The 24936-nt window shown below is 64.6% G+C and carries 18 protein-coding genes; 7 read left to right on the forward strand and 11 right to left on the reverse strand.

What is annotated here, in order from left to right:
- Nucleotides 1–33: 33 nt before the first annotated feature.
- A complete protein-coding gene (fdnG, locus tag M3484_RS11835) occupies nt 34–3108 on the reverse strand; it encodes a formate dehydrogenase-N subunit alpha (protein WP_502942462.1) in 3075 nt (1024 codons plus the stop codon).
- A gap of 422 nt (nt 3109–3530) precedes the next feature.
- Here fdnG and selD point away from each other — a divergent pair, with 422 nt between their 5' ends.
- Nucleotides 3531–4592 (forward strand): selenide, water dikinase SelD, encoded by a 1062-nt coding sequence (gene selD, locus M3484_RS11840; protein WP_249497020.1) that lies wholly within the window; start codon nt 3531–3533, stop codon nt 4590–4592.
- A 48-nt stretch (nt 4593–4640) separates the two neighbouring features.
- On the opposite strand, the gene M3484_RS11845 is transcribed toward selD, so the two are convergent.
- From M3484_RS11845 to M3484_RS11875, 7 genes are all read right to left on the reverse strand, one after another.
- Nucleotides 4641–5618, reverse strand: a complete 978-nt coding sequence (locus M3484_RS11845) for a TRAP transporter substrate-binding protein (RefSeq protein ID WP_249497021.1) — start codon at nt 5616–5618, stop codon at nt 4641–4643.
- A gap of 1 nt (nt 5619) precedes the next feature.
- A complete protein-coding gene (locus M3484_RS11850) occupies nt 5620–6888 on the reverse strand; it encodes a TRAP transporter large permease (RefSeq protein ID WP_092898432.1) in 1269 nt (422 codons plus the stop codon).
- A complete protein-coding gene (locus M3484_RS11855) occupies nt 6885–7460 on the reverse strand; it encodes a TRAP transporter small permease (RefSeq protein ID WP_249497022.1) in 576 nt (191 codons plus the stop codon). The genes M3484_RS11850 and M3484_RS11855 overlap by 4 nt, the downstream gene beginning before the upstream one ends.
- Nucleotides 7457–8281 (reverse strand): ABC transporter ATP-binding protein, encoded by an 825-nt coding sequence (locus M3484_RS11860; RefSeq protein WP_249497023.1) that lies wholly within the window; start codon nt 8279–8281, stop codon nt 7457–7459. Before M3484_RS11860 ends, M3484_RS11855 begins: the two co-directional genes overlap by 4 nt.
- Complete coding sequence (locus M3484_RS11865; protein ID WP_249497024.1) at nt 8278–9318, reverse strand: FecCD family ABC transporter permease; 1041 nt, start codon at nt 9316–9318, stop codon at nt 8278–8280. The genes M3484_RS11860 and M3484_RS11865 overlap by 4 nt, the downstream gene beginning before the upstream one ends.
- A 6-nt stretch (nt 9319–9324) precedes the next feature.
- On the reverse strand, nt 9325–10425 hold the full coding sequence (locus M3484_RS11870; protein WP_092898424.1) for an ABC transporter substrate-binding protein: 1101 nt from the start codon (nt 10423–10425) through the stop codon (nt 9325–9327).
- Between the two features lie 123 nt (nt 10426–10548).
- Nucleotides 10549–11985 (reverse strand): YncE family protein, encoded by a 1437-nt coding sequence (locus M3484_RS11875; protein WP_249497025.1) that lies wholly within the window; start codon nt 11983–11985, stop codon nt 10549–10551.
- Nucleotides 11986–12366: 381 nt separating this feature from the next.
- On the opposite strand from M3484_RS11875, the gene M3484_RS11880 reads away from it, so the two are divergent.
- Entirely contained in the window at nt 12367–13203 is an 837-nt protein-coding gene (locus tag M3484_RS11880) for an alpha/beta hydrolase (protein ID WP_249497026.1), read from the forward strand.
- A 13-nt stretch (nt 13204–13216) separates the two neighbouring features.
- Here M3484_RS11880 and M3484_RS11885 read toward each other — a convergent pair whose 3' ends face one another.
- From M3484_RS11885 to M3484_RS11895, 3 genes are read right to left on the reverse strand one after another with little or no spacing between them, the layout of a single operon-like run.
- The gene (locus tag M3484_RS11885) at nt 13217–17170 is read right to left on the reverse strand and encodes a non-ribosomal peptide synthetase (RefSeq protein WP_249497027.1); all 3954 of its coding nucleotides are present in this window, start codon (nt 17168–17170) and stop codon (nt 13217–13219) included.
- Nucleotide 17171: 1 nt separating this feature from the next.
- Nucleotides 17172–17423 (reverse strand): phosphopantetheine-binding protein, encoded by a 252-nt coding sequence (locus M3484_RS11890; RefSeq protein WP_092898416.1) that lies wholly within the window; start codon nt 17421–17423, stop codon nt 17172–17174.
- Entirely contained in the window at nt 17420–19108 is a 1689-nt protein-coding gene (locus M3484_RS11895; RefSeq protein WP_249497028.1) for a (2,3-dihydroxybenzoyl)adenylate synthase, read from the reverse strand. The genes M3484_RS11890 and M3484_RS11895 overlap by 4 nt, the downstream gene beginning before the upstream one ends.
- 222 nt (nt 19109–19330) lie before the next feature.
- Here M3484_RS11895 and M3484_RS11900 point away from each other — a divergent pair, with 222 nt between their 5' ends.
- From M3484_RS11900 to murC, 5 genes are all read left to right on the forward strand, one after another.
- A complete protein-coding gene (locus M3484_RS11900; protein WP_249497029.1) occupies nt 19331–19894 on the forward strand; it encodes a cytochrome b in 564 nt (187 codons plus the stop codon).
- Nucleotides 19895–19954: 60 nt separating this feature from the next.
- A complete protein-coding gene (locus M3484_RS11905; RefSeq protein WP_249497030.1) occupies nt 19955–21028 on the forward strand; it encodes a glycosyltransferase family 2 protein in 1074 nt (357 codons plus the stop codon).
- Between the two features lie 225 nt (nt 21029–21253).
- Nucleotides 21254–22417 (forward strand): peptidoglycan glycosyltransferase FtsW, encoded by a 1164-nt coding sequence (locus tag M3484_RS11910; RefSeq protein WP_249497031.1) that lies wholly within the window; start codon nt 21254–21256, stop codon nt 22415–22417.
- Complete coding sequence (locus tag M3484_RS11915) at nt 22417–23508, forward strand: UDP-N-acetylglucosamine--N-acetylmuramyl-(pentapeptide) pyrophosphoryl-undecaprenol N-acetylglucosamine transferase (protein WP_249497032.1); 1092 nt, start codon at nt 22417–22419, stop codon at nt 23506–23508. Before M3484_RS11910 ends, M3484_RS11915 begins: the two co-directional genes overlap by 1 nt.
- Nucleotides 23505–24932, forward strand: a complete 1428-nt coding sequence (gene murC, locus M3484_RS11920; RefSeq protein ID WP_092898406.1) for a UDP-N-acetylmuramate--L-alanine ligase — start codon at nt 23505–23507, stop codon at nt 24930–24932. The genes M3484_RS11915 and murC overlap by 4 nt, the downstream gene beginning before the upstream one ends.
- The last annotated feature ends 4 nt before the right edge of the window (nt 24933–24936 follow it).

Raw genomic sequence — 24936 nt, forward strand, 5'->3', positions numbered from 1 at the left:
CCGCCGTGGTGGGTTGAGGAGCGCGTTCGGTTGTCATGCGAGGCCCTCCGATGCGGGTTCGATATTGACGAGATAGGCCTTGAACTCCGGCGTCTCGATATTGGCGTCACCGACAAAGGGACCAAGCGTATTGGGGCCAAAGCCCTTGCGCGCCGCACCTTTGAACCCCCAGTGGATCGGGATACCGACGACATGAACGGGTTTGCCGTCGCAGATCATCGGACGGATCCGTTTCGTCACCACCGCCTTTGCCCAGACCTGGCCGCGTTTTGACCAGACGCGGACCATGCCACCCTTTTTGATCCCCTTTTCCGCCGCCAGTTCTTCGCTGATTTCCACGAAGAATTCCGGCTGGGTCACCGCATTCACATGGTTGTGCTTGGTCCAGTAGTGGAAATGTTCGGTCAGGCGGTAGGAGGTGGCAACCAGCGGGAATTCCGCACTGGTGGCCATATTCGCCATGTCATCCGGGAAGACGCGGGCCACGGGGTTGCCGCGCATTTCCGGGTTGAGCGGATTGGCGATCGGGCTTTCGAACGGCTCCATATGGGTGGGGAAGGGGCCGTCGCGCATCAGCTTGCGCGAGAAGAAGCGGCTTGTCCCTTCCGGGTTCATGATGAAGGGCCCGACCTCGCGCGGTTTGGCTGTCACGGCAATATCCGGGATATCCGGGCCGACCCATTTCTCGCCATTCCACTCGATCAGCACGCGGGACGGATCCCAGGGCTTGCCGTCAAGGTCGCAAGACGCGCGGTTGTAAAGCACGCGGCGATTGGCCGGCCAGGCGAAGGACCATTGCTGGAATACCCCCATCCCGGACGGGTCGCTGTTGTCGCGCCGCGCCATCATATTGCCGTCCTCGGTGAAGCAGCCGGCATAGATCCAGCAGGCGCCCATCGTGGACCCGTCATCCCTGAGCTGGCCAAAGCCAGAGACCTGCTTACCCGCCTCAAGCACGACTTTCGTCGGGTCTGTGGCGTCGTAAAGCGTGGTCAGGGCGCGGCCGTTCAGCTCCATCGCCAGTTCGGCAGCGGTGGGCTCTTCGGGATCCGCGTAATCCCAGGCGAGGTTCAGCACGGGTTCGGGCGATTTTCCGCCCTCGGTTTCATAGAGCTTCCGGATCCGCTGATAGATCTGGGTCATGATCCAGACATCGGTCCGCGCTTCACCCGGAGGGGTCGCCCCCGCCCAGTGCCATTGCAGCCAGCGGCCCGAATTCACCGTCGCGCCCTCGTCTTCGGCGAAACAGGTGGTCGGCAGTTCCAACACCTCGGTCTGAATGCTGGCGGTATCCACATCGTTGTAAATACCGTGATTTTCCCAGAAAGCGGCGGTTTCGGTCGCCAGCGGGTCCATCACAACCAGCAGTTTCAGCTTTGAGAAGGCTTCGGTCATCTTGCCCCGGTTGGGGAAAGACAAAAGCGGGTTGAAGCCCTGGCAGAAGTAAATATTCACCTCGCCATTCTTCATCATGTTGAACATGCGCATCGCGTCATATTGCGCAATGTCCAGCTTCGGCAGCCAGTCATAGCCCCAGCCGTTTTCAGCTGTCGCCTTGTCGCCCCACAGCGCCTTCATGAAGGAAACCATGAACTTGCCGTAGTTCTGCCAGTAGCTCATCTGGTTCGGGCGCAGCGGCTTGTTGCCGCGCGTCGACATATAGGTCGTGAAGTCGGGCTCCGTCTCCCGCGGCATCGCAAGATAGCCGGGGATCAGGTTCGACATCAGACCGACATCGGTGAGACCCTGGATATTGGAATGCCCGCGCAAAGCGTTCATCCCGCCGCCCGGCACCCCGATATTGCCCAGCAAAAGCTGCAGCATCGCCATGCCACGGATGTTCTGCGACCCCTTGGAATGCTGGGTCCAGCCAAGCGCATACATCGAGGTCATGGTCTTGGTCGGAGACGAGGTCTCGCCGATCATCTCGCAGATCTTCAGGAAGCGATCTTTCGGCGTGCCGCAGACATTCTCTACAAATTCAGGCGTGTAGATATCGACATGCTTCTTCATCAGCTGCCAGACAGAGCGCGGATGCGTCAGCGTCTCATCCGTGATGACATAGCCATCCTCGCCCAGCTCATATTCCCAGCTGGTCTGGTCGTAGCTGCGGGTCTCTTCGTTATAGCCGGTGAACATGCCATCGGCCCAGCCGAAGTCTTCGCGCACCAGATATCCGACATTGGTGTAGTTGCGGACATAGTCCCACTGCACCTTGTCATTTTCGATACACCAGCGGATCACCCCCATCAGGAAGGCGATGTCAGATCCGGGACGGATCGGCGCATAGTAATCCGACACCGAGGCAGAGCGGTTAAACCGCGGATCCACCACGATCAGTTTCGCACCGCGATGGTGCTTGGCTTCGGTCACCCATTTGAAGCCGCAGGGATGCGCTTCGGCGGCGTTGCCACCCATGATGACGACGAGGTCGGTATTCTTGATATCGGTCCAGGAGTTTGTCATCGCTCCACGGCCAAATGTCGGGCCCAAACTGGACACCGTGGGGCCGTGTCAGACGCGCGCCTGGTTGTCGAAACCTACAATGCCCAGCGAGCGGACCACTTTCCAGGTCGCCCAGGCTGTTTCATTGGTGGTGGCCGAGGCCGCCAGATAGCCGGTGGTGGTCAGTCGGTTGACCTGGACGCCATCGGCATTCTTCTCGATCAGGTTCGCATCGCGGTCGTCTTTGACGGCGCGGGCGATTTTGTCGAAGGCCTCATCCCAGGAGATTTCCTCGAATCTGTCCGAGCCGGGGCGGCGGATGCGCGGATGGGTCAGGCGGGTTTCGGCCTTGACGTAATCCTTAAGCGCCGCGCCTTTGGGGCAGAGCGTGCCCTTGTTGGTCGGGTGGTCGGCATCGCCTTCGATATGGATCAGCTCGGCTTTTTCGCCGGCGGCCAGATCCCCTTTGGAATACATGATGACGCCGCAGGCGACCGAGCAATAGGTGCAGATATTGCGGGTTTCGGTCATGGTGGCCAGCTTGAAATCGCGCACATGCGCGGCCTCTGCTGCCTCTGCCTCGTGATAGCCCATGGCTGCCAGAGACGTTGCTGCCACCCCCGCCCCGGACAGCTTGATAAAGCTGCGGCGCGAAAGGTCGATATTCATGTGACCCCTCCTTTTACTACCTGTCTGCGCTTGTGCCCGGCAGGCAGGGTGCCGGCCGGATCCGCGCGCGATGGGTTGCTTCAATCGCGTCATAGATAGATCAAATGGTCCGGTCTGTGGGCAGGGAAGTCAAGGAAAACACGTTATTTCCTTGTGTACATAACGAGGGGAGCGCTGCTCAGGGCCCCCGAAAATCGGATCAGCAGCAGGGCTCTGGGCCGTTCCGGCAGGGTGATTTGCAAAGGCTGACCGTCCTGTCTGCCCCGCAGACTTGCCCCGGCAGAGCGGGACTGGCAAAGTCAGGACGCGGCCGGGATATGTGTGGGTATTTGCACCCTCCGGACCGGCAATGGGGCGTATCCCGCGCCCGTCGAGGGGCCTGTCCGCAGGTCCGTCCAGATTGAGAGGTGACAGCCATGACCCAGATGCAGACCCCGCAGCCCGAACCGCGCCTGACATCGCTGTCCCATGGCGGGGGGTGTGGCTGCAAGATCGCGCCAGGGGTGCTTTCGGGGATCCTGCGCGGCACCTCTGCGCTGCCGGTGCCCGAGGCGTTGCTTGTGGGCATCGAGACCTCGGATGATGCGGCGGTCTATCAGCTGAACGAGCATCAGGCGATCGTCGCGACCACCGATTTCTTCATGCCGATCGTCGATGATCCGGTGGATTTCGGACGTATCGCGGCGACGAATGCGATCTCGGATGTCTATGCGATGGGGGCGACGCCGATCTTTGCGCTGGCGCTGGTGGGGATGCCGATCAATGTGCTCTCGGTTGAGACCATCGGCCGGATCCTTGAGGGTGGATCACAGGCCTGCCGGGCGGCGGGGATCCCGATTGCCGGTGGCCATACGATCGACTCGGTCGAGGCGATTTACGGTCTGGTGGCTCTGGGGGTCGTCGATCCGGCGCATGTGAAGAAGAACGCTGCGGCGCAGGCCGGGGATGTGCTGGTTTTTGGCAAGCCGCTCGGCGTGGGCATCTATTCGGCGGCGCTGAAGAAGGAAAAGCTGGGCGCCGAAGGCTATGCCCGCATGATCGCCACCACGACAAAGCTGAACACGCCGGGGCCGCGGCTCGCGCGACTGGACGGTGTTCACGCGATGACCGATGTGACCGGGTTCGGGCTTGGCGGCCATGGGCTTGAGATGTCGCGCGGCGCGGGGAAGGGGATCCGCATCGACTGGGCCTCGGTGCCGGTCCTGACGGATGCGGCGGCTTTGGCAGAGGCCGGGTTCATCACCGGTGCCTCAGCACGGAACTGGGCGAGCTATGGCGCCGAGATTGTTTTCACGCGCGAGATGTCGAAGGTGGATCAGGCGCTGCTGACCGATCCGCAGACCTCGGGCGGGCTTTTGGTTGCCTGCGCGCCGGAGGCGGTGGCCGAGGTGTTGCGGATCTTTGCGGAAGAGGGCTTCGCCGGGGCCGCAGTCATCGGCGAGGTCGGGGACGGCGCGCCGGGTCTTGTGATCGCCTGACCATCGCCTGCGCCGCATGTCAGATGGAAAGCCCCGCTTTGGCGGGGCTTATTCCTGTTCCCTGAGGGCTTTGGCCTCGGTTTCGAGCTGGATCAGCAGGGGCGTTTTCTGCCGCCAGGCCTCATACCAGGTTGTCACAGCGTCACCGAAAATCTCTGGCCCGGCTTTGACGACAGTGGCCTCGGCCCCGACCAGTTTCGCGCGGTAATCGGCGTCGATCTGCGGATAGGCCTCGCGGATCTGCGCTGTCTCGGCGGCGACGAGCCTGGTGATCAGGGCGCGGTCTTCTTCGCTGTAGCTTTGCCATTTCCGCGCCGAGGCCACGGCAACCATCGGAAAGATCATATGTTCCGTATCCAGCACCACGGCGGAATAGTCGTGGAAGCGGTTGTTGAACGTGCCTTCGAAATCAAGCTGCATGCCGTCGATCTGGCCATTCGTATAGGCGTCGAACAGTTCGGGCAGCGGCAGGGGCGTGGGGGCGGTGCCGGCCCGGGTCCAGAAGTCGAGCTCCTGCGTCAGTGGCACGGTGCGGATCTTGCGCCCCGCCACGGTGCCGCCTTCCTCCAGCGGTTTGGACAGAAGAACGATCCGCATCCCCGCCATGCCATAGCCAAGGCCATGCAATCCGAGGGCGCCAAGATTGTCCTGCAATGCGGATGCGGTCGGGCCTTCAAGCAGTTGCGCAGCCTGTTCGGCGGTATCGACCAGGAAAGGCGCGGTCAGGATGCCAAAATTCTCGTCGCGATTGCTCAGTTCTCCGACCGTCAGGAAGGCCAGATCCAGCGCGCCCGATTGCAGCTGTTGCAGCATCTGCGCCTCATTGCCGAGCTGGCCCGAGGGGAAGACCGCGAGATTCAGGCGGCCATCGGTTTCGGCGCTCAGTTCCGCGGCAAGGTGATTGGCCGAGCGGGTCCATTGATGCGGCGGCGGTGTGATTAGGCCGATGCGCAGGTCTTCGGCCCTGGCTGGGGCTGCGAGGGCGAGAAGCGCGAGGGCGAGGATCGTGGGTCTCGGAAATGCCATATCAGCCTCCGGTCATGGTGGATTGCAGCGCGGTGATCACCGTCAGCCCTGCGAGAACCGCAAGGGTTGCGATGAAGAAGGGGGTGAGAAGCCAGGAGAGCCGCGTTGACGACACACCGGTCATCAGGGACGCGGTGTAAAGCCCGGCGCCGACTGGTGGGGTCAGAAGGCCAAGCGCCATATTGAGGCACAGGATCACACCGAATGCGGTGGGCGAGATGCCATAGACATCGGTTGCGACCGGCAGCAGCACCGGCGCGGTAAGGATGATACCGGGGATCGGCTCCAGCACTGTGCCCAGCAAAAGCAGCAGGATATTCAGCAGGATCAGGAACATCAGCGGCGAATGGGCGAGATCCTGGATCAGGCGCGCGGCCTCGGCCGGCAGGTTCCCATAGGTCAGCACCCAGCCGATGATCTGCGCGCCGGCCACCAGAAACAGCACTGCGCCCGAGGTGATCGCCGTGCGTACCAGCGCCGGGATGAGGTCGGAAAGCCGCATCTCGCGGTAAAGAAACAGCCCGATCAGCACCGTGGCCAGCGAGGCCAGAGCCGCCGATTGTGTCGGTGTGGCAAAGCCGCCGAGGATCGAGCCGACGACAACGCCGGGAATGATCAGCGCGGGCAGCGCGTCGCGCAGCGCGATGAGACGGGCGTTCAGCGCCATCAGCCCGGTTTTCGGCAGGTTGTACCGCCAGCCGAGCCAGGCGATCACGGCGGCGAAACTCGCGGCAAGTGCCAGGCCTGGCAGAAGGCTCGCGCGAAACAGCTGATCGACCGGCAGCTGCGCCACGGCGGCAAAGACGATCAGGTTCATCGAAGGGGGCAGGACCGGAGCCAGCAGGCCGCCGGCGGCGGTGACAGAGGCCGAGACATCTTTCGGATAGCCGCCGCGCTCCATCTCGGGGACGGCGAGGCGCGACATGATCGTGAGCTGCGCCACGGTCGAGCCCAGCACCGAGGCCATCATCAGATTTGCCAGCAAATTGATATAGGCGAGACCTGCGCGCAAAGGCCACATCAGCGCGGCGGCAAGCGCGAAGAGGCGACGCCCGATACCACCTGCGCCCATCAGCTCGCCCAGCAGAATGAAGAGGGGCAGCGTCAGAAGCGAATAGCTCTCGATCCCGGCGAAGAGCTGTTGCGGAAAGCCGGTCAGCAGAACCTCATTCCCGGAGGCGACGATCAGGATCAGCGTGGTCGCGACCAGCAGACAGGCAATCGGCGCACCCATCAGCAAAAGCACGGTGAAAGACAGGCCCGCGATCATGGCAATTCCCGCAGCGTGGTGAGGTCGGCGGCGATCTGCGCCAGGATATGCAGGATCGAGGTCAGCGTGGTGACCGGCATCACCAGCCAGAACCAGATCTTGCGGACCCCCAGCGTCTGGGTAGGGTCGGTATAGATGAAGCTGAAGGTCTCCTGCGCCAGCGCGGCGCCCGATCCGGCGCGGATCAGGCCCGGCAGATCCAGCCAGCGCCAGATGATCACCGCCATCACGATCAGAAAGACCAGCAGCGCAAGATCATTGACCAGCGCGAGCCGGGCGCGGTTTTTCGGGTTCAGCGCATCGGGCAAAAGCCCGACTGTCATATGCTGGCCAAGCGCTATCGCCATCGAAGCGCCGAGAAAGGCGAGGCAGACCATCAGATGCACGGCGAATTCATCGGTCCAGGCCAACGGGCGGCGCAGCCAGCCCGACACGGCGCCCGCGACCATCGCCAGGAAGATCAGCGCGACCAGCAGGGCGCCGATCCCTTTTTCCAGACGTAGGACCATCCTGCTGAGCCGTGCGAGACCACACGCCCGGCGCGGGGGCAGGCTGAGGGGGATTTCGGTCATCTTCTGCGCCCGTCCCCTGCAGTTTCACCGGGAGGCCCTCCCGGACTTTTCGCCGGAATCTCGCCATCGATCTGCACCATCAGATGACCCTGGCTGCAGCGCTCGACCCGGGCGATGACGCCGTAAACCTCGGCCAGCATGGCGGGGGTTACGACTTCGGCGGGCGGGCCAAAGGCGTAAAGGCCGCCCTTGTGCAAGATCGCGATCCGGTCCGACCAGCGCGCCGCCAGCGCGAGATCGTGTAATACGGTCAATACGATACGGCCCTCAGTTGCGATGCGGCGCACTTCGGATAAAAGCCGCACCTGACGCGCGAGGTCGAGCGCCGAGGTCGGCTCATCCAGCAGCAAAAGCCGCGGCGCACGCACGATGGCCTGGGCGAGGCTCACCATCTGGCGCTGCCCGCCCGAAAGCTGATCCAGCCCCGCCAGTGCGAGATGACCGATCCCGAGGCGTAACAGCACCGCCATAGCGCGGGTCTCGGGCGGCTCGGTTACCGCGCGTTCACCACTGGCCCTGAGCGCGGTGATCACGGTTTCCAGCACATTGAGCGAGGCGCCCGAAGGCAGGCTTTGCGGCATGAAGCCCACGATCTTCGCACGGGCGGGCGCGCTCAGCTGCGCAAGGTCCTGCCCGTCCAGCGCAATCTGGCCGGTATAGGGCGCAAGGCCGGCAATCGCTTTCAGCAGCGTCGATTTCCCGGCGGCATTGGGACCGGCGAGCGTCGTGACCTCACCGGGGCGCAGATCGGGCAGGCTGAGCCCGGCAATTACCCGGCGGCGGCCATAGCCGGTCGAGACATCGCGGAGCGTGAGGCTCATCTTCCCGGTCTCCCGCGCAGGATCAGCCAGAAGAAGACCGGCAGGCCGATCAGCGAAGTCACAAGCCCCACGGGCAGCAAAGTGCCGGTGATCAGCAGTTTCGAGAGGGTCGAGGCCGCGGACATCAGAAGTGCGCCGGTGAAAATGCTGGCGGGCAGAAGGAAACGGTGATCCTCGCCCACCAGCATCCGCGCGATATGCGGGCCGGCAAGGCCGATGAACCCGATCACGCCCACCATGGAAACGGCGGTGGCGGCCAGCAGGCTCACGCGGAGCAGCGCCCAGCGGCGCAGCGCCGTGACATCGACACCAAAGCCGCGCGCCTGTTCCTCGCCGAGCCGCAAGGCGGTCAGCTTCCAGGACGCCATCAGCGCGAAGGGCACAGTCACGGCGATGACCAGGGCAAGGATCGTGACCGAGCCCCAATTGACAGCCTGGAGGCTGCCCATGGTCCAGATCACCAGCTGTTGCAGATCCTCGGCCGAGGCCAGGAATTGCAGGAGCGACAGAAAGGCCGCAGCGGTGAAATTCAGCGCGATCCCGAAAAGGATCAGCACTTCCGGCCCGCCGCCCCTCAGCCGCCCCATCAGCTGCAACAGCCCGAGCGCCCCCAGCGAGAACAGGAAGGCATTCGCGGTGATCCCCCAGGCGGGCGGCAGGAAGGGGATCGTCAGCCCCAGCACAATCGCCACCCCCGCGCCAAGCGCTGCGGCCGCGGAAACACCCAGCGTGAAAGGCTCGGCCAACGGGTTTTCCAGCACCGTCTGCATCTCCGCCCCCGCGAGCGCCAGGGCGGCCCCGACAAGCAGCGCCATGATGGCCACGGGCAGGCGCACCTGCCAGACAATGACCGAAGTGCCGCGCGGCACCTCGCCCCCGCTCAGCGCCCGGATCGTCTCGGACAAAGGCAGGCCCGAAGGGCCGGTGGTCAGATCGACCAGCACTGCGATCAGCGCGAAAACGGCCATCGCGCCCACAAGAGCGGCGCGGCGGCGGTTTTGCCGGTGATAGCGGTCAAGAAGTTCGGTGCCGGACATCCTGGATCAGGTCTCTTCCGAAATCCACCAGGTCCCGGGTACCTGAACCGGTGAGAAACGGGTCTCGATTTCCTTAAGCGTCGCGGCCGGATCGACATCTTCGAAAAGGTCCGGATGGAAGGCTTTTGCGAGATATTCGATCAGCGCGATATGGCTCGGGGTGTCGTTGAAGAGATGCCAGACCCCATAGGCGCGGCCCTCGGCCACAGCGGTCAGCGCGTTGAAGCCGGTGGCGCCAATCAGCGCGTCGAAGCTTTCGCGCGCCTCTGGTGCGGTGATATCCGACCCCAGCACCAGGCCGCCGCGCGCCCGCATGTGATCGCCGCCGGTTGCGACATAGAATTCAGGATCGGCGCCGATCAGGAATTCTAGGCTGACATTGCCCAGAACGCCCTGCACCACCTCGGATCCGATATTGGCGCCGCCTGCGGTCTCGATGAAATCGCGAAACACCCCGGAACCAACGGTCGAGCAGCAATTCGACGGCGCGGCATGGACATGGAAGAAGACGCGCGGGCGTCTGATTGCCGGATCGGCGAGCCGGTCGCGGATGCGCTTCAGCCGGGTCTCGTAGAATTCGGCGAACTCTTCCGCCCGGGCGGCGCCGTCGGTCAGTTGGCCCAAAAGCCGCAGTGACGGGATCGAGTTTTCCTGCGGATGGGCGAAGAAATCGACATAGGCGACCGCGATACCGGCGGCCTCGATCTGCTCGCGGGCGCGCTCCATCGCCGGATCGCCCTGATCCATCAGCGACAGCACCACCAGATCGGGATCAAGCGAGATGATCGTCTCGACCGAGATTTCGCGATTGCCGGTGCCGACCGGGCGGATCGCGTCTATCGCGGGGAATTTCGCGCGGTAGGCCGCCAGCGTCGGCTCATCGAGCCCTTTATCGGTGCGCCAGCCGATCACTTTCGCCACGGGATCGTCATGGAGGAGGCCCAGCACCGCCATATGCCGCCCTTCGCCCAGCACGATCCGGGTCGCAGGCGCCTCAAGCACCACCTCACGTCCGAGAATATCGGTGGCGCGGATCTCGGCCAGTGCCGGCAGTGCCAGCGCTGTCAGCAGCGCAGCGGTCAGGGAAAGCGGGCGGAAGCGGATCATCGGGTTACCTCTGGCACCGGACATCTCTGGCATCGGGGCGCGATGCCTGTGACGGGCGGCTTTCTGACGAGGACAGGGGCGGTGATCCGCCCCTGTCGCATAGCAGTCGCGGCAGCAGGCCGCTTAGTCGGCTTTCGGTCTGATCCGCCAGATGCGGTCGCCGCTGTCATCATCCTGGCCGCGCGATTTGTTCACCGCCCAGACGGTGCCCCCGGCATCGGCGACCAGCTCATTGGGCAGGCTGCCCGCGTCGAAATTGGCCACGACCTGGCCTTCGGTATCGACCACGGTGATGGTGCCCGCGCCGCGGTTTCCGACGAAAACCAGCTTCGATTTCGGCTCATAGGTCACGTAAAGCGCGCCGGCCCCGGTTTCGACATCATGCAGCACCGACCCATCGGCCCCATTCACGATCAGCAGATTGTCGGTGGTCTGCGAGGCCACGAACACCAGATCATCCGCCGCATCATAAGCCACCGAAGCCGCGCCGATCGAGCCCGGCAGCGGCGTCACCCGGATATCACCGGTTCTGGTGTCGATCACCGCAAGCTCCGGCGTCGCGTTCGAGGCGGCAAAGAGCTTGCCGGTCTCTGCGTCGAAATGGATGTCCTGGGTGCCAAAGCTCTCGCCGCGCAACTGCGAGGGAATGGTGAAAGGCTCGAGCTTCTCGAGCTTTTTCGAATCGATCACCTCGATCACCGGCGAGCGCGCCGAAGAGATGTAGATACGACCCGCGCCCTCATCGACCTGAACAGAGAACGGATGTGCGATGAAATCCGGCTCGAACTGTTTCACCAGCGAGAGGTCATCGGCACTGTAGACGGCAATGGTGTTCTGGCGGGTATTGGTGGTCCAGAGCCGGCCGGCCGCCTCATCAAGGCCAAGCCCGTAAACCGCGTAAAGCGCCGGGCGGCCATCATCATCCGCCGCAGGGGCAGGGCCACCTTCGGGAACAGGCGCGGCAGCCGGGGTGATCTGTTCGATGACTTTCAGCGTGTCAGGATCGACCTTTGAGAGCGCCGAGTCTTTCACCGGCGGGCGCCCCACCGCCGAGGTGACATAGAAGACATGCCGCGAGGGGCTATAGGCCAGCTGATAGAGGCCCCGCGTCACCGGCGCGCTGGTGATGTCGAATTTGTCGGCCCCCTCAATCGCAAGGTTCGGCGAGATCTTCAGATCCACCACTGTCGCGGCTGATGGTTTCTCGGCAATCACGAGGATCGGCTGCAACCCGGTCACGGCTTTGGCGTCAAGCGTGAGGTCAAAGCGGAATTTACCACTGTCGCCCACGCGGATCGGCCCGCCTTCATTCAGGACAGTATTGCCGCGCATCAGGGTGATTTCCTGGCCCGGGATCATCCGCTCGCCGGTGATCGACACGACCGAACCTGCAACCACAGCCGCGCCCGGTTCCACCGCACCGGCGCGCACCACGCCGGGGAAGCCGTCGGTCGTGGCCGAAAAGATGGTCTCGGCGCTCAGCGGGCCCGCCATCACGGCAAAGGCGAGGGCAGAGGCGCCCAGAATGCCACGAAAGCGGCGCAGCGGGGGGAATGCCATATCGGTCTCCTCGGTATCATGCTGGATCGGCTCAGAAATGGTCCCTGGCGGGTCTGGCGCGGGAAGGGTTCTGTGGGGCGGCGGCCACCGGGCCGGACGCAGGATCTGAAGCGGGTGGTCTTCCGGGTGTCGTCATCAGGGCTGCAATCGGTCAGGCAATAATCGGTCAGACAGGAGGCCGGGTCACGAAATTCTCCGCGCGACTCCGTTCGGTCTGTCGCCGGTCTTCCGGTGCAGCAGTATATTCTTGAGAGGGATTGTCAACTAATTCGCCCGGGGCTAACTGGCAAAGGGCCATGCGTCCGAATGGGCCGCTGCCGCGTTTGCCGGTGGCCGATATGGCGTCATAGCTGTGTTTTCCGCTGCCAGAGGAAGAATACCATGTCTGTAAACGGCAAGACCGGCCCCGATCATGCCCGAAAACCGGCAGAGCTGAAGATCATGGATGCCGATATTCCCAGCCACAGCCTGTCGCAAAAAACTGTGAAGACCGGGCCGGGCCACCGGCTCTATCTCGCGGTCCCGAAGGGGGCGGCACCGGCGGCGGGCTGGCCGGTTCTGTATTTGCTCGACGGCAATGCGGCCTTTGATTTCCTGACAGAAGACCACCTGGCGCTGGTGCCCGGGCTGATGCTGGTGGGAGTGGGCTATGATACCGACCGCCAGTTCTCGCGCGAGCGCCGGACGCTGGATTTCACCGCGCCGGACGGGCCGGGGGATGGGATCCGTCCGGATCATGTCCATGAGGGGCGGATGGCGGGAGGAGCGGCGCAGTTTCTTGACCGGCTGACCGGCGATCTGCGTCGGGCGGCGGAAGATGGCCGGCCCGTCGACCCCGCGCGCCGCAGCCTCTGGGGGCATTCCTTCGGCGGGCTCTTTACGCTTTACGCGGCGCTGACGCGGCCTTCGGCTTTTGCACGCTATGCCGCGATCAGCCCGTCGATCTGGTGGGATGAGGATCTCATCCGCCGGGTGGCGGCGGGGGCGGCAAAGCTCGACACCCCTCCGGCGCTGATGATGGCCCTGGGCGATAAGGAAAAGCGCAGCGGCGCCTCTGGTCCGCCGCCAGACGGGCCCGCGCCTGCAACGATGGATTTCGTGAAAGGCCTGGCCGAACATCCCGGTTTCGCGCCGGAAATCCATGTCCTGCCCGATCACGCCCATATCCAGACCATCGCGGGATCATTGCCGCTCGCGCTGCCTTTCGCACTGGGCTGAAGCGGATGGGCGCTCAGCCCATCCGCTTTGCCAGTTCCGGTGCGATCAGGGCGACTGCGGCGGGCGAGATCATCTCCGAATGCAGGAAGGGAACTTCCAGCATCTCTGTCTGGCCGATATAGGGCGCCCAGAGCGCGGCGGTGAGATCGCGCCCGGCATGGTCGTGCCCGGCGCGGATATGGGTGATCTGGCCTGCGAAATGCCGCTGCTGATGGCTGCGCACCAGACGATTGGTATCCGTCACCAGCCGCACGACACCATTGAGCACCTCTTCGGGCAGGGCGCCCATGGCGCTGTGTCCGGCGCGCAGGAACGCGACCACCTTGTCCCGGCTGTCGAGGTCACGATGCGCCTCGGGATCATGCCCGGCAATCGCCAGCAGCGCCCGGAGCGCGGCCGCCGGATCGGGTTCCGGCTCGTCGCGCCAGACATCGGTCGGGTAGCTGTCGAGCAGCGCCACGAGCCCGGTTTCGCGCCCCATTCGTGCCAGCTCCACCGCCATTTCCTGGGCGATGATGCCGCCCACCGACCATCCCGCAAGGTGGATCGGGCCTTCGGGCTGCGCCTGCGCCACCAATGCCGCATAGCTCTTTGCCAGCGCGCCGAGGTTCTCGGGCAAAGGCTGCGCCGGATCGAGACCCGGATGCTGGACCGCATAGACCGCGCGCTCTGGCGCAAGCGCGCGGGCAAGGGCGCGATAGCCCCAGCCAAGCCCGCCCGCCGGATGGATCAGGAAGAGCGGCGCTTTGTCGGGATCGCCCTGCGCCAGCCGGATCAGCGGCCCCAGTCCGTCATCGGTTGGCCCCGATGCGTCAAGCTGTGCCGCCAGCATATCAAGGACCGGCGCGGCGAAAATCGTGCCAAGCCCAGGCGCGCGACCGGTTTCTTCCCCGATCCGGAGCGCAAGGCGCACGGCCGACAGGCTGTCGCCGCCAAGCGCGAAGAAATCGGCCTCGGCCGGGGCGGGAGCATCAAGATGCAGGACCTCGGCATAGAGCCGGGCGAGGAGGCGTTCTGCCCCGGTCCCGGCCGCGCGGCCGGATGCGGTAAATTCGGGCGCGGGCAGGGCCTTGCGGTCAAGTTTGCCGTTTGAGGTGACGGGGAGCCCGTTCAGCGCGATCTCGGCTGCGGGCACCATATAAGCGGGCAGGCGGGCTGCGAGCAAAGGCGCAAGACTTCCCGGACGGTAATCCGCCGCCGTTCCGGTTTCAGGCACCAGATAGGCCACGAGGCGCTTTTCCCCGGCACGGTCCTCCCGCGCCAGCACCACGGCTTCGCGCGCAAGACCGGTCGCCATGATCGCCGCCTCGATCTCGCCCAGCTCGATTCGAAGGCCCCTGATCTTGACCTGGTTGTCCGAACGCCCAAGATAGACCACGGCGCCGTCAGGCCGCGTTTTCGCAACATCGCCAGTGGCATAGAGGCGCTGGCCGGGATGGCGCGGGTCCTCGATAAACCGCTCGGCTGTCAGATCCGGGCGGCCAAGATAGCCGCGCGCCAGCTGCACGCCGCCAAGATAAAGATTGCCGGGCATGCCCGCAGGCACCGGGCGCAGATATTCATCCAGCACCGGCAGTGAGGTGTTCCAGACCGGCCAGCCAATCGGCAGCGGGTTGGACTGGTCCTCTGGCGTTGCGGGCCAGAAGGAAACATCGACCGCGGCCTCGGTCGGGCCGTAAAGATTGTGCAATTCGCCGCTGATGCGACGGTGAAAGCGCGCGCGCTGATCGGCGGTGAGCTCTTCGCCGGAACAGAAGGTGCGGCGGATGGCGAGCCCCTCTGAGGCGGGGGCCGCGAGGAAAGCCGAGAGCATGGAGGGCACGAAATGCAGCGTGGTGATCCGGTGGTCACGGATCAGCCTGGCGATTTCCGACGGGTCGCGATGCGCGCCGGGGGGCGCCATGACCAGTTCGGCGCCGGAAATACAGGGAAGGATGAATTCCCAGACCGAGACGTCGAATGTGGCAGGGGTTTTTTGCAGGATGCGGTCGCCTGGGCCGATGCCGTAATGATCACGCATCCAGAGCAGGCGGTTCACAATGGCGCGGTGCTCGATCATCACACCTTTCGGCTCGCCGGTCGAGCCGGAGGTGTAGATGACATAGGCGAGGCTGTCGCCGGAAATGGCGGGTGCCGGATCTTCACGTAGCGCGGATGAGACCGCTGCGGCAACAGGCCGGGCGGCAGGCGCAGCACTGCCATCCGGGGACCAGGTTTCGGGCCAGTCACCAGGGCGAAAGAGCGGGGCATCCTGCGGCAGCAGCGGCGCGATTGCCTCGCTGGTCATGACCAGCACCGGCTGTGCCATTGTGATGATCCGCGCCAGGCGCTCGGGCGGGTGATCCGGGTCAAGCGGCAACCAGGCGGCTCCGGCCCGCAGGATCGCGATCAGAGCCACCGAGAGTTCCAGTGACCGTTCGATCGCCACGGCGACGATCCGGTCCGGTCCGGCGCCCCGCGCGCGCAGCTCTGCCGCAAGCGCCGCACTCGCCGCATCAAGCCGGGCATAGCTCAGCCCTGCCGCACCAAAGCGCAGCGCCGGGGCCTCCGGTGTCGCCTGCATCTGAGCAACGATCAGATCGGTCAGCGTGACATCGGGCAGATCACAGCGGCTCGCCGCCGCCCTTGCGTCCTGCGCCGCAATCTCCGCCGGGCTGGCCGAGGGCACATCACGCAGCCGGTCTGCCGCCAGGGCACCTTCCAGGAAAGCCACCAGCCGCAATCCGTGGCTGCGGGTATCCTCTGCACTGTACAGCGCAGGGTTGCTGTCGGTTTCGAACAGGATCCCCGCCTCGGGATCGCCCCGGAAGGTAAAGGTCAGATCCTCGACCGCGCCTGCGCCCAGAATATGCAGCCGGCAATCCAGCCCCGGGAAAACCGGAGGCCGGTCAAAGGGCTGCACATTGACCAGCGGCCCGTGCAGCCGCCTTACCCCGCCAATCAGCCCCAGATCGCGGCGCAGCTGTTCCGAGCGGTAAAGCCCGTGTTTGCGCGCCTCGCGCATCCGCAGCGCCTCGCCCTTCAGCCATTGCGCCAGCGGGGTCTCTTCCTCGGCGCGGATCCGGTGCGGCAGCACATTCATCGCCATACAGGGCAGGCGGGCGATTTTGCGCCCCATCCGGGCCATGAAGGGCATGCCGATCACCGCCTCGCCACCGGCACCATCCACCCCCGACCAGCGCGCGAGACAGGCGCCGCTCAGCGCGGTCAGCACATCGGGCCAGCCGAGGTCATGTTCCTCGGAAAACGCCGCCAGCCGCCTGGTCAGCGTGCCAGGCAGCCAGAGGCTTTCGCGGTGGAAATCATGGGCGCTGACGGCGCGTTCACCTGCAAGCGTGCCCGGGCTTGTCACCACCGGCGCGCCGGTCATCTCTGCCTTCCACCAGGCCGCATCCACCGCCCTGCGCGGTCCGGTGCGATAGGTCGCATCCTCGTCATCGGCGCGGGTCAGCGGCGGGAAGGCCAGCGGCGCAGGCCCCGCGCCGGTCAGATGGCCGTAATGCTCGCCGATCCGGTTCGAGACCAGCACCATCCCATAGCCATCGGTCGCAAGGTGATGGATGCGCTCGTATAGAAATACCCGGTCGGGCAGCAGGAAGAGGGTGAAAGCCGCCACAGGCTCTGTAGCCAGATCCGTGGGGCGGGCGGTATCGGCCCGCATTTGCGCCAGCGCGGCAGCCACCGCATCGGGATATGCGGTCAGATCGACCTCGCCCAGAGCGATCTCGCCCGGGACAAGCCATTGTTCCGGCCCCTGCGCTCCGGCGCGAAAGCGCAGATGCAGCGCCTCGGTCTCCTGCACCGTCCGCGCCACGGCCCCGCGCAAGGCCGCCAGATCGACCGCACCGGTCAGTTCCAGATATTGCCCGGTGTTCAGGATCGGATTGGCCGGGTCAAGCGCCTGGAAATACCAGAGCCCCTCCTGCGCCTCGGTCAGAGGGCGCGTCTCCTGAACATCCCGGGTCATTTCAGCCAGCCACCCGCAGGTGCGAAATCGCCTCCCACCATTCGCCGAGCGTTGCACTTTCGGCAAAGACCGCGAAATCCACCTTCAGCCCGGCCTGTTCCCAGGCGCTGACCAGCCGCATCAGCCGGAGCGAATCCAGCCCCAGATCGGGCAGGTGATCGTCATTGCCGATCTCTTCGGGCTCAAGGTCGATCAGCCGCGCGATGTCGGCCCGCATCTTTTCAAGGGTCACAGTCTCACCGGAAACAGTCATTTTGCGGCTTCTTCTTCCAGATAGCGCGCGCGCAGCTCGGCGCGCAGTTTGTTGCGGCTGATCTTTCCAACGGCGGTGGTGGCGAATTCCGTTACGAAAACCACCTCATCGGGCACTTTGAAAGCGGCAATGCCGCGGCCGCGGACAAAGGCCTTCACAGCGGTGGGCTTGGGCTGATCGGCGCCCGGGTTCACCACGACAAAGGCGCAGCTGCGCTCGCCTAAGAAAGCATCCGGGATCGAGACCACGACGGCGTCAAACACCGCCGGGTGGGCCAGCAGGTGATCTTCGATCTCTTCGGCCGAGATCTTTTCGCCGGCGCGGTTGATATGGTCGCCGGCGCGGCCCTGGACGACCAGATAGCCGCCGGGCAGCTGCTTCACTATATCGCCGGTGCGGTAGAACCCGTCAGGGGTAAAGCTGCGGGCATTGGCTGCCGGCTCGTTGTGATAGGCGCGGATCGTATAGGGGCCTCTGGTGTGGAGATAGCCTGCCTCACCCTGGGCGACCGGCTGGCCTTCATCATCCAGCACCAGCACCTCGTCATCTGGGCTGATCGGGCGGCCCTGCGTCGAGATAATGGTCTCTTCCGGATCATCAAGGCGGGTATAATTCACCAGCCCCTCGGCCATGCCGAATACCTGTTGCAGGGTGCAGCCGAGCGTGGGGCGCACCCGTGCCGCCGCTTCGGGGATGAATTTCGCGCCGCCCACGCCCAGCACTTCGAGGCTGGAAAGGTCATGCGTGCTTCCCGGGGCCGCCTGCATCCACAAAAGCGCCAGCGGCGGCACGAGGCCGGTGATGGTGACCCGCTCGGCCTCGATCAGCGGGAAGGCGGTGGCGGGGGCGGGGTTGGGGCTGAGCACCACCTTCGCGCCCACTGACAGCGCCCCGAACACGCCGGGCGATGACATCGGGAAATTATGCGCGACCGGCAGGGCGCAGAGATAGACGCTGTCAGGGTTCAGCCCGCAGATCACCGCGCTTTCGCGGAAGCTGTAGATATAATCGTCATGGGTGCGCGGGATCAGTTTCGAAAGCCCCGTAGTGCCGCCGGAAATCTGCATGAAGGCGACCCGGGGCGGATCGGTCTCAGGCAGCGTTCCAACGCCCTGACCCAATGCAGCAAGGTCTGCGAAGCTCGTGAATTCCTGCGCCTCGCCGATCACAATGACCTCCAGACCTTCGGCCTCTGCGCGCAGCTCACGGGCGAGGGCGCGGTAGTCGAACCCCTCCCAGCTGTCGGCGATCACCAGCGCTTTCGCATCCGAGCGGGCGATGAAATGCGAGATTTCCGTGCGACGATGCGCGGGCAGGGCATAGACCGGGATAAGCCCGGCCAGAAACAGGCCAAAGACCGAAGGAAAGAAGCCCGCGATATTCGGAAGCTGTACCACCACCCGCTCGCCGGGCTGCAGACCCAGAGCCAGATATCCCCTTGCTGCCTGCTCGGCGGCGGTCAGAAGATCCGCATAGCTCAGCCGGGTTTCGCCTCCGACCACGGCGATCCGTGGCCCGTGTTCGGCGGCGAGCCGGCGCAACAGATCGCCAAAGCTTTCGCCGCGCCAATACCCTTTTTCGCGGTAGCGGGCGGCGAAATCTGCGGGCCAGGTCTGGTGTGGCGCGGAAATATCGGGTGTGGCGACATCAGGCAGGGCCACATCAGGACGGGGGGCTTCGGTCATGGCGCACCTGCGGAACAGTGACGGCGTTTTGCGGCATGTCCGGCGGGCCGGGATGACGCTCTTTGGGCCGGGATAAAGCCACCTGGAAAAATAGTCAACTTTACGTCTGGCGGTTGGCAGGTGCAGCATTATCCCTTAGGCGGTAAGGAAGGCGCGGCCAAAACCCGAAACCGAAGACCCGTGCTGCAAGACCAGGTGAAACAGATAACGAGCATGATCCGGATGAGGCTCCCCCTGAAAGACACGCCCCGCGCCTATGGCAAAGTGACCCGTGCGCTGCATTGGTCGATCGCGGCCCTGGTGCTGTGGCAGTTCATGACGATGATCCTCAAGGTGGGGTTTGGCGTCTCGCCAAGAGAAAGCGCCATAGTCGGCTCGCATGGGCCGGTTGGCACTGCGGTTTTCATCCTGATCGTGATCCGGGTGATCTGGGCTTTCGCGAATGCCGGGCGCCGGCCCGATCATGGGCGCGGCATCATCGGCATCGCGGCCAAAGCCGGGCATGGCATCCTTTACCTGGTGATGCTGATCGTGCCGCTGGCGGCGCTGTCTCGGGCTTTCGGCTCGGGGCGCGGCTTTTCGCCCTTTGGCTTCCCGCTCTTCCCGACCCGCGAAGAGCCCATTGCCTGGATGGTCGGGTTCGGGGATGCCGTGCATGGCGAGCTGGGCTGGGTCTTCGGTGTGCTGCTGATCGGCCATATCGCGATGGTCGGCCTGCATGAGGCGATGTGGAAAGACGGAACACTGGCGAAAATGGCCGGCAAAAAGGCCCTGCGCGACGGCTGAGGGCGCGCGCCCGGGCGAGGAGGGCTTGCCCCGCCGCCGTATCTGCGCAACGCATGAAAGATGCGTATTCTCTGTGCCACCTCGGTCCGCGATGAAGGGCCCTATCTGATTGAATGGCTCGCCTGGCACCGGGTGCTCGGGGCGAGCGATTTTCTGATCGCCTCGAATGACTGCCGCGACGGAACCGACCGGCTGCTGGACGCCCTGGCCCAGGCAGGCGTGCTGCGCCATCTGCCACAGCCGCCGATGGCCGCGCTTGCCTCTGCGAAAGGCAAAGCTGCCAGTGTGCAGTGGCGCGCGCTCAAGGCGATCTGGGCCGAGCCGGAGCGCAAGGCCGCGGATTGGATGCTGGTCTCGGATGTCGATGAATTCCCGGTGATCCATTGCGGGAAGGGGCGCTTTGCCGATCTGACCGCAGCTTTGCCCGAAGAGACAGAGGCGGTGGCGCTGGCCTGGCGCCTGTTCGGTGCGGGCGGTATCGCGGGGTTCGAAGAGCGGCCGGTGACGGCGCAGTTCCTCCGCTCGGCGCCGCCCGATATGATGCATCCGGTTGCGGCCACGATGTTCAAGAGCCTGTTCCGGCCAGCGGCGTTTCAGCGCCCGGGGGTGCATCGGCCGCAGCGTCGCGCAGGGCAGGGGCCTGCAGCCTGGGTTGATGGCAGCGGCCGCGCATTATCTCCGGTCCTGAGCCAGGACGGCCGGCTGTCGCTGATCCCGCTGACCGGCTATCGTGACCTTGCCGAAATGCACCATTATTCGCTGCGCTCGGCGGCGGCTTTTGTGGTGAAATCAGATCGCGGCCTGCCCAATCGCAGCCAGAAAGAGATCGACCTGCATTACTGGGTCGAGCGCAATTTCAACAATCAGGAGAATAGGGCAGCCCTCGCGCTGGCGGCGCCGCTGGCCGAAGAGGTCGCCGCGCTGATGGCGCTTCCGCAGGTGGCCGCCTTGCATGAGGCGGCGCTTGCCTGGCATCGCGCGCGCTTTGATCAGTTGATCCGTCAGGCCGGAACCTACCGGCTCTGGGCGGCCTGCCTGCATGCGGCGGGCAGCTATGCCCTTGGTCCCGCGCGCGAGATGCTTCTTTTGCAGCAATATCAGCATCTGGCGCGTAACCCTGACGATACGGCCTGAAAGAAAATGAGCCGGGCCGAAGCGGGCTGAACGTAAACGACCTGCGCCAGGCCGCAGGAAAGCCCCCCGCCTGGCCGGCGAAACCCGGCTGATACCGCCATAATCCGGCTGGATTTTCGCTGGCCTTCCGGCCTCTTTGCCGGTAGAGTTTCACATCACGGACCCGGGGGGACACCCGGGCCAGAGGCAGAAATTCGGTTTACCGATTTATCGAGGCGGCTCCCCATGACTGAGATGGTCTATGGTTCCTCACCTGTTGCTGTGCGCGAGCCTGTGCTGCCGCGCTGGTGGCGTACGGTTGATCGCTGGACCATGTGTTCGGTTTTCATGCTGTTCGGGATCGGGCTTTTGCTGGGCCTTGCGGCCTCGGTGCCGCTTGCAAGTCGGAACGAGCTGAACCAGTTCTTCTATGTGCAGCGTCAGACGATTTTCGGCTGTATCGCATTGGTGGTGATGCTGGCGATTTCGACCATGTCGCCTTCAGTTGTGCGGCGGCTCGGGATCCTTGGCTTCGTGATCGCACTGATCCTTGTCATGGCGCTGCCTTTCGTCGGTCAGGACCACGGCAAGGGGGCCATTCGCTGGCTGTCGCTGGGTGGCTTTTCGCTGCAGCCCTCTGAATTTCTCAAGCCCGGTTTCGTGATCGTCACCGCCTGGATGATGGCGGCGGCCCAGGATATCAATGGCCCGCCCGGCAAGCTGATTTCCTTCGGGATCCTTGGGCTTGTGGTCGGTTTTCTGTCCATGCAGCCCGATTTCGGGCAATCGGCGCTGATCGTTTTCTCCTGGGGGGTGATCTATTTCATTGCCGGGGCACCGATGGTGCTGATTGGATCCGTCATCGGCATTGTCGCATTTGGCGGCTTTACCGCCTATGGTGCCTCTGAACACTTCGCCCGCCGGATCGACGGGTTCCTGTCTCCGGATGTCGATCCGCGCACCCAGCTTGGCTATGCGGCGAACGCGATCCAGGAGGGCGGTTTCTTCGGCGTCGGCGTCGGTGAAGGCCAGGTGAAATGGTCGCTGCCCGATGCGCATACCGATTTCATCATCGCGGTCGCGGCCGAGGAATATGGCCTTGTGCTGGTTCTGGTGATCCTTGCGCTGTTCGGGATCGTCGTGGTGCGCTCGCTGGTCCGCCTGACCGCCGAACGCGACACTTTCACCCGCCTTGCCGGATCGGGCCTTGCCTGCATCTTCGGCGTTCAGGCCATGATCAATATGGGCGTTGCCGTCCGGCTCCTGCCCGCAAAAGGGATGACGCTGCCCTTCGTGTCTTACGGTGGCTCGTCGATCATCGCTGCCGGGATCACGGTGGGGATGCTTCTGGCGCTCACCCGCACCCGGCCGCGTGACCGGATGGCGGAACTCTTCGGGCGGAGGCGCTGATGGCGCCTTTGCTGCTGATCGCGGCCGGGGGCACCGGCGGGCATATGTTCCCCGCCCAGGCCCTGGCCGAAGCCATGCTGGCACGCGGCTGGCGGGTCAGGCTGTCGACCGATGAGCGCGGTGCGCGCTATGCCGGCGGATTTCCCAAAGCGGTGGTTGTCGAGAAAGTGTCTTCGGCCACTTTCGCGCGCGGTGGCGCGGTGGCGAAACTGGCAGCGCCTTTCCGCATTGCGGGGGGCGTGATCGCAGCGGTGGTCAGGATGCTGACCGACAAGCCCGTTGTCGTGGTGGGCTTTGGCGGCTATCCGACCATCCCCGCGCTGTCGGCGGCGTTCCTGCTGCGCCGCCCGCGGATGATCCATGAACAAAACGGCGTGCTGGGGCGGGTTAACCAGCTCTTTGCCAAACGCGTTGATCTTGTCGCCTGTGGCACCTGGCCGACCGTTTTGCCGGCTGGTATCGAGGGCCAGCCTGTCGGAAATCCGGTGCGCGCGAGCGTCCTGGAACGCGCCGGCGCCCCCTATATCGAGCCGGGTGACTACCCGATGAGCCTTCTGGTGATCGGTGGCAGTCAGGGCGCGCGCATCCTTTCAGATGTGGTGCCGGCGGCACTTGCTTTGCTGCCCGAGCGCCTGCGCGACAATCTGCGCGTGGCGCATCAGGCCCGGGCCGAGGATGCCGAACGGGCGCAGGCCGGCTATTACGAGGCCGGGATCCGCGCCGAGATCAGGCCGTTCTTCGATGATATCCCCCGCAGGCTTTCCGAGGCGCAGCTGGTGATCTCGCGGTCCGGCGCCTCGTCGGTGGCGGATATTTCGGTGATCGGGCGCCCGTCGGTGCTGATCCCCTTTGCCGCCGCGACGGGCGATCACCAGACCGCAAATGCGCGCGGCCTGGTTGACGCTGGGGCAGCGGTGCTGATCCCCGAGAAACTGCTTGACCCCGCCAGTCTGAGCGCGCAAGTCGCCGCCGTCCTCGGAAATCCCCGGGGCGCGCGGCAGATGGCCGCCAATGCGCTGAGCTGTGGTCGCCCGGATGCGACCGAAACTCTGGTGGCGCTGGTTGAAGAGCTCGCAGGAGATAAAAGATGAATGCCGCAACCAAACTCCCGCTGGAGCTCGGGCCGATCCATTTCGTCGGCATCGGCGGCATCGGCATGTCGGGCATCGCCGAGGTCCTGCTGACGCTGGGCTACCGGGTGCAGGGCTCTGACAGCAAAGCGTCGAAAATCACCGACCGGCTGGTCAGCCTTGGCGCTGAATTCCACGAGGGGCAGCGGGCCGGGAATATCGGCGAAGATGTCTCGGTTGTGGTGATTTCCTCGGCGATCAAACGCGGCAACCCGGAACTGGAAGAGGCACGCCGCCGCAAGCTTCCCGTGGTGCGCCGTGCCGAGATGCTGGCCGAGCTGATGCGCCTGCGGTCAAACATCGCGGTCGCGGGCACGCATGGCAAGACGACCACGACGACCATGGTTGCGACTTTGCTCGACAAAGGCGGCTTTGATCCGACCGTGATCAATGGCGGCGTGATCCATGCTTATGGGTCAAACGCCCGCGCAGGCGCCGGTGAATGGATGGTGGTCGAGGCCGACGAGTCTGACGGCTCGTTCAACCGGCTGCCCGCGACCATCGCCATTGTCACCAATATCGACCCCGAACATATGGAGCACTGGGGCACCATCGAGGCACTGCGCAAGGGCTTCCTCGATTTCGTCTCCAATATCCCGTTCTACGGCGTGGCGGTGTGCTGCACCGACCATCCCGAAGTCCAGGCGCTGGTCGGCCGCGTCGCCGACCGCCGGGTGATCAGCTTTGGTTTTAACGCCCAGGCCGATGTGCGGGCAGTGAATCTCAGGTTCGAAAAGGGCATGTCCTGCTTCGATATTCAGCTGCAAAACGAGGGCGAAGGCTCGGTTATCGAAGGGTGCGAGCTGCCGATGCCAGGCGACCACAATGTGTCGAATGCGCTTTCGGCGGTGGCTGTCGCCCGCCATCTCGGGATGAAGCGAGAAGAGATCCGCGCGGCGCTTGCGGGCTTTGCCGGTGTCAACCGCCGCTTTACCCGGGTGGGCGAGGTGAGCGGCGTGCCGATCATCGATGATTACGGTCATCACCCGGTCGAGATTGCCGCCGTGCTGAAAGCGGCACGCCAGGCGGTCTCCGGCACGCCGGGCGCGCGCGTCATCGCCGTGCATCAGCCGCATCGCTATTCGCGGCTTTCGAACCTGTTCGATGATTTCTGCACCTGTTTCAACGAGGCCGATGTGGTTGGCATCGCCGAGGTCTATGCGGCGGGCGAAGATCCGATCCAGGGCGCAAGCCGCGATGATCTCGTGGCGGGACTAATCGCCCATGGCCACCGCCATGCCCGGGCGGTGATCGACGAGGCTGACCTCGCGCGGCTCTTCCGCGAACAGGCGCGGCCGGGCGATATCTTTGTCTGCCTTGGTGCGGGGACCATCTCGGCCTGGGCGAACGGGCTGCCGGCGAAGCTTCTCGGCCAGGCGGCCTGATCGG

Source organism: Pseudomonas sp. GX19020, from assembly GCF_023371075.1.
GTDB lineage: Bacteria > Pseudomonadota > Alphaproteobacteria > Rhodobacterales > Rhodobacteraceae > Pseudogemmobacter.

What these genes read in the sequence shown, in the direction of transcription:
- M3484_RS11870 (WP_092898424.1), bottom strand. Translation starts at nt 10,425, where the DNA reads ATGATCCGCTTCCGCCCGCTTTCCCTGACCGCTGCGCTGCTGACAGCG.
- M3484_RS11905 (WP_249497030.1), top strand. Translation starts at nt 19,955, where the DNA reads ATGCGTATTCTCTGTGCCACCTCGGTCCGCGATGAAGGGCCCTATCTG.
- selD (WP_249497020.1), top strand. Translation starts at nt 3,531, where the DNA reads ATGACCCAGATGCAGACCCCGCAGCCCGAACCGCGCCTGACATCGCTG.
- M3484_RS11860 (WP_249497023.1), bottom strand. Translation starts at nt 8,281, where the DNA reads ATGAGCCTCACGCTCCGCGATGTCTCGACCGGCTATGGCCGCCGCCGG.
- M3484_RS11910 (WP_249497031.1), top strand. Translation starts at nt 21,254, where the DNA reads ATGACTGAGATGGTCTATGGTTCCTCACCTGTTGCTGTGCGCGAGCCT.
- murC (WP_092898406.1), top strand. Translation starts at nt 23,505, where the DNA reads ATGAATGCCGCAACCAAACTCCCGCTGGAGCTCGGGCCGATCCATTTC.
- M3484_RS11850 (WP_092898432.1), bottom strand. Translation starts at nt 6,888, where the DNA reads ATGATCGCGGGCCTGTCTTTCACCGTGCTTTTGCTGATGGGTGCGCCG.
- M3484_RS11885 (WP_249497027.1), bottom strand. Translation starts at nt 17,170, where the DNA reads ATGACCCGGGATGTTCAGGAGACGCGCCCTCTGACCGAGGCGCAGGAG.
- M3484_RS11865 (WP_249497024.1), bottom strand. Translation starts at nt 9,318, where the DNA reads ATGTCCGGCACCGAACTTCTTGACCGCTATCACCGGCAAAACCGCCGC.
- M3484_RS11915 (WP_249497032.1), top strand. Translation starts at nt 22,417, where the DNA reads ATGGCGCCTTTGCTGCTGATCGCGGCCGGGGGCACCGGCGGGCATATG.
- M3484_RS11855 (WP_249497022.1), bottom strand. Translation starts at nt 7,460, where the DNA reads ATGACCGAAATCCCCCTCAGCCTGCCCCCGCGCCGGGCGTGTGGTCTC.
- M3484_RS11845 (WP_249497021.1), bottom strand. Translation starts at nt 5,618, where the DNA reads ATGGCATTTCCGAGACCCACGATCCTCGCCCTCGCGCTTCTCGCCCTC.
- M3484_RS11880 (WP_249497026.1), top strand. Translation starts at nt 12,367, where the DNA reads ATGTCTGTAAACGGCAAGACCGGCCCCGATCATGCCCGAAAACCGGCA.
- M3484_RS11900 (WP_249497029.1), top strand. Translation starts at nt 19,331, where the DNA reads ATGAGGCTCCCCCTGAAAGACACGCCCCGCGCCTATGGCAAAGTGACC.
- M3484_RS11890 (WP_092898416.1), bottom strand. Translation starts at nt 17,423, where the DNA reads ATGACTGTTTCCGGTGAGACTGTGACCCTTGAAAAGATGCGGGCCGAC.
- M3484_RS11895 (WP_249497028.1), bottom strand. Translation starts at nt 19,108, where the DNA reads ATGACCGAAGCCCCCCGTCCTGATGTGGCCCTGCCTGATGTCGCCACA.
- M3484_RS11875 (WP_249497025.1), bottom strand. Translation starts at nt 11,985, where the DNA reads ATGGCATTCCCCCCGCTGCGCCGCTTTCGTGGCATTCTGGGCGCCTCT.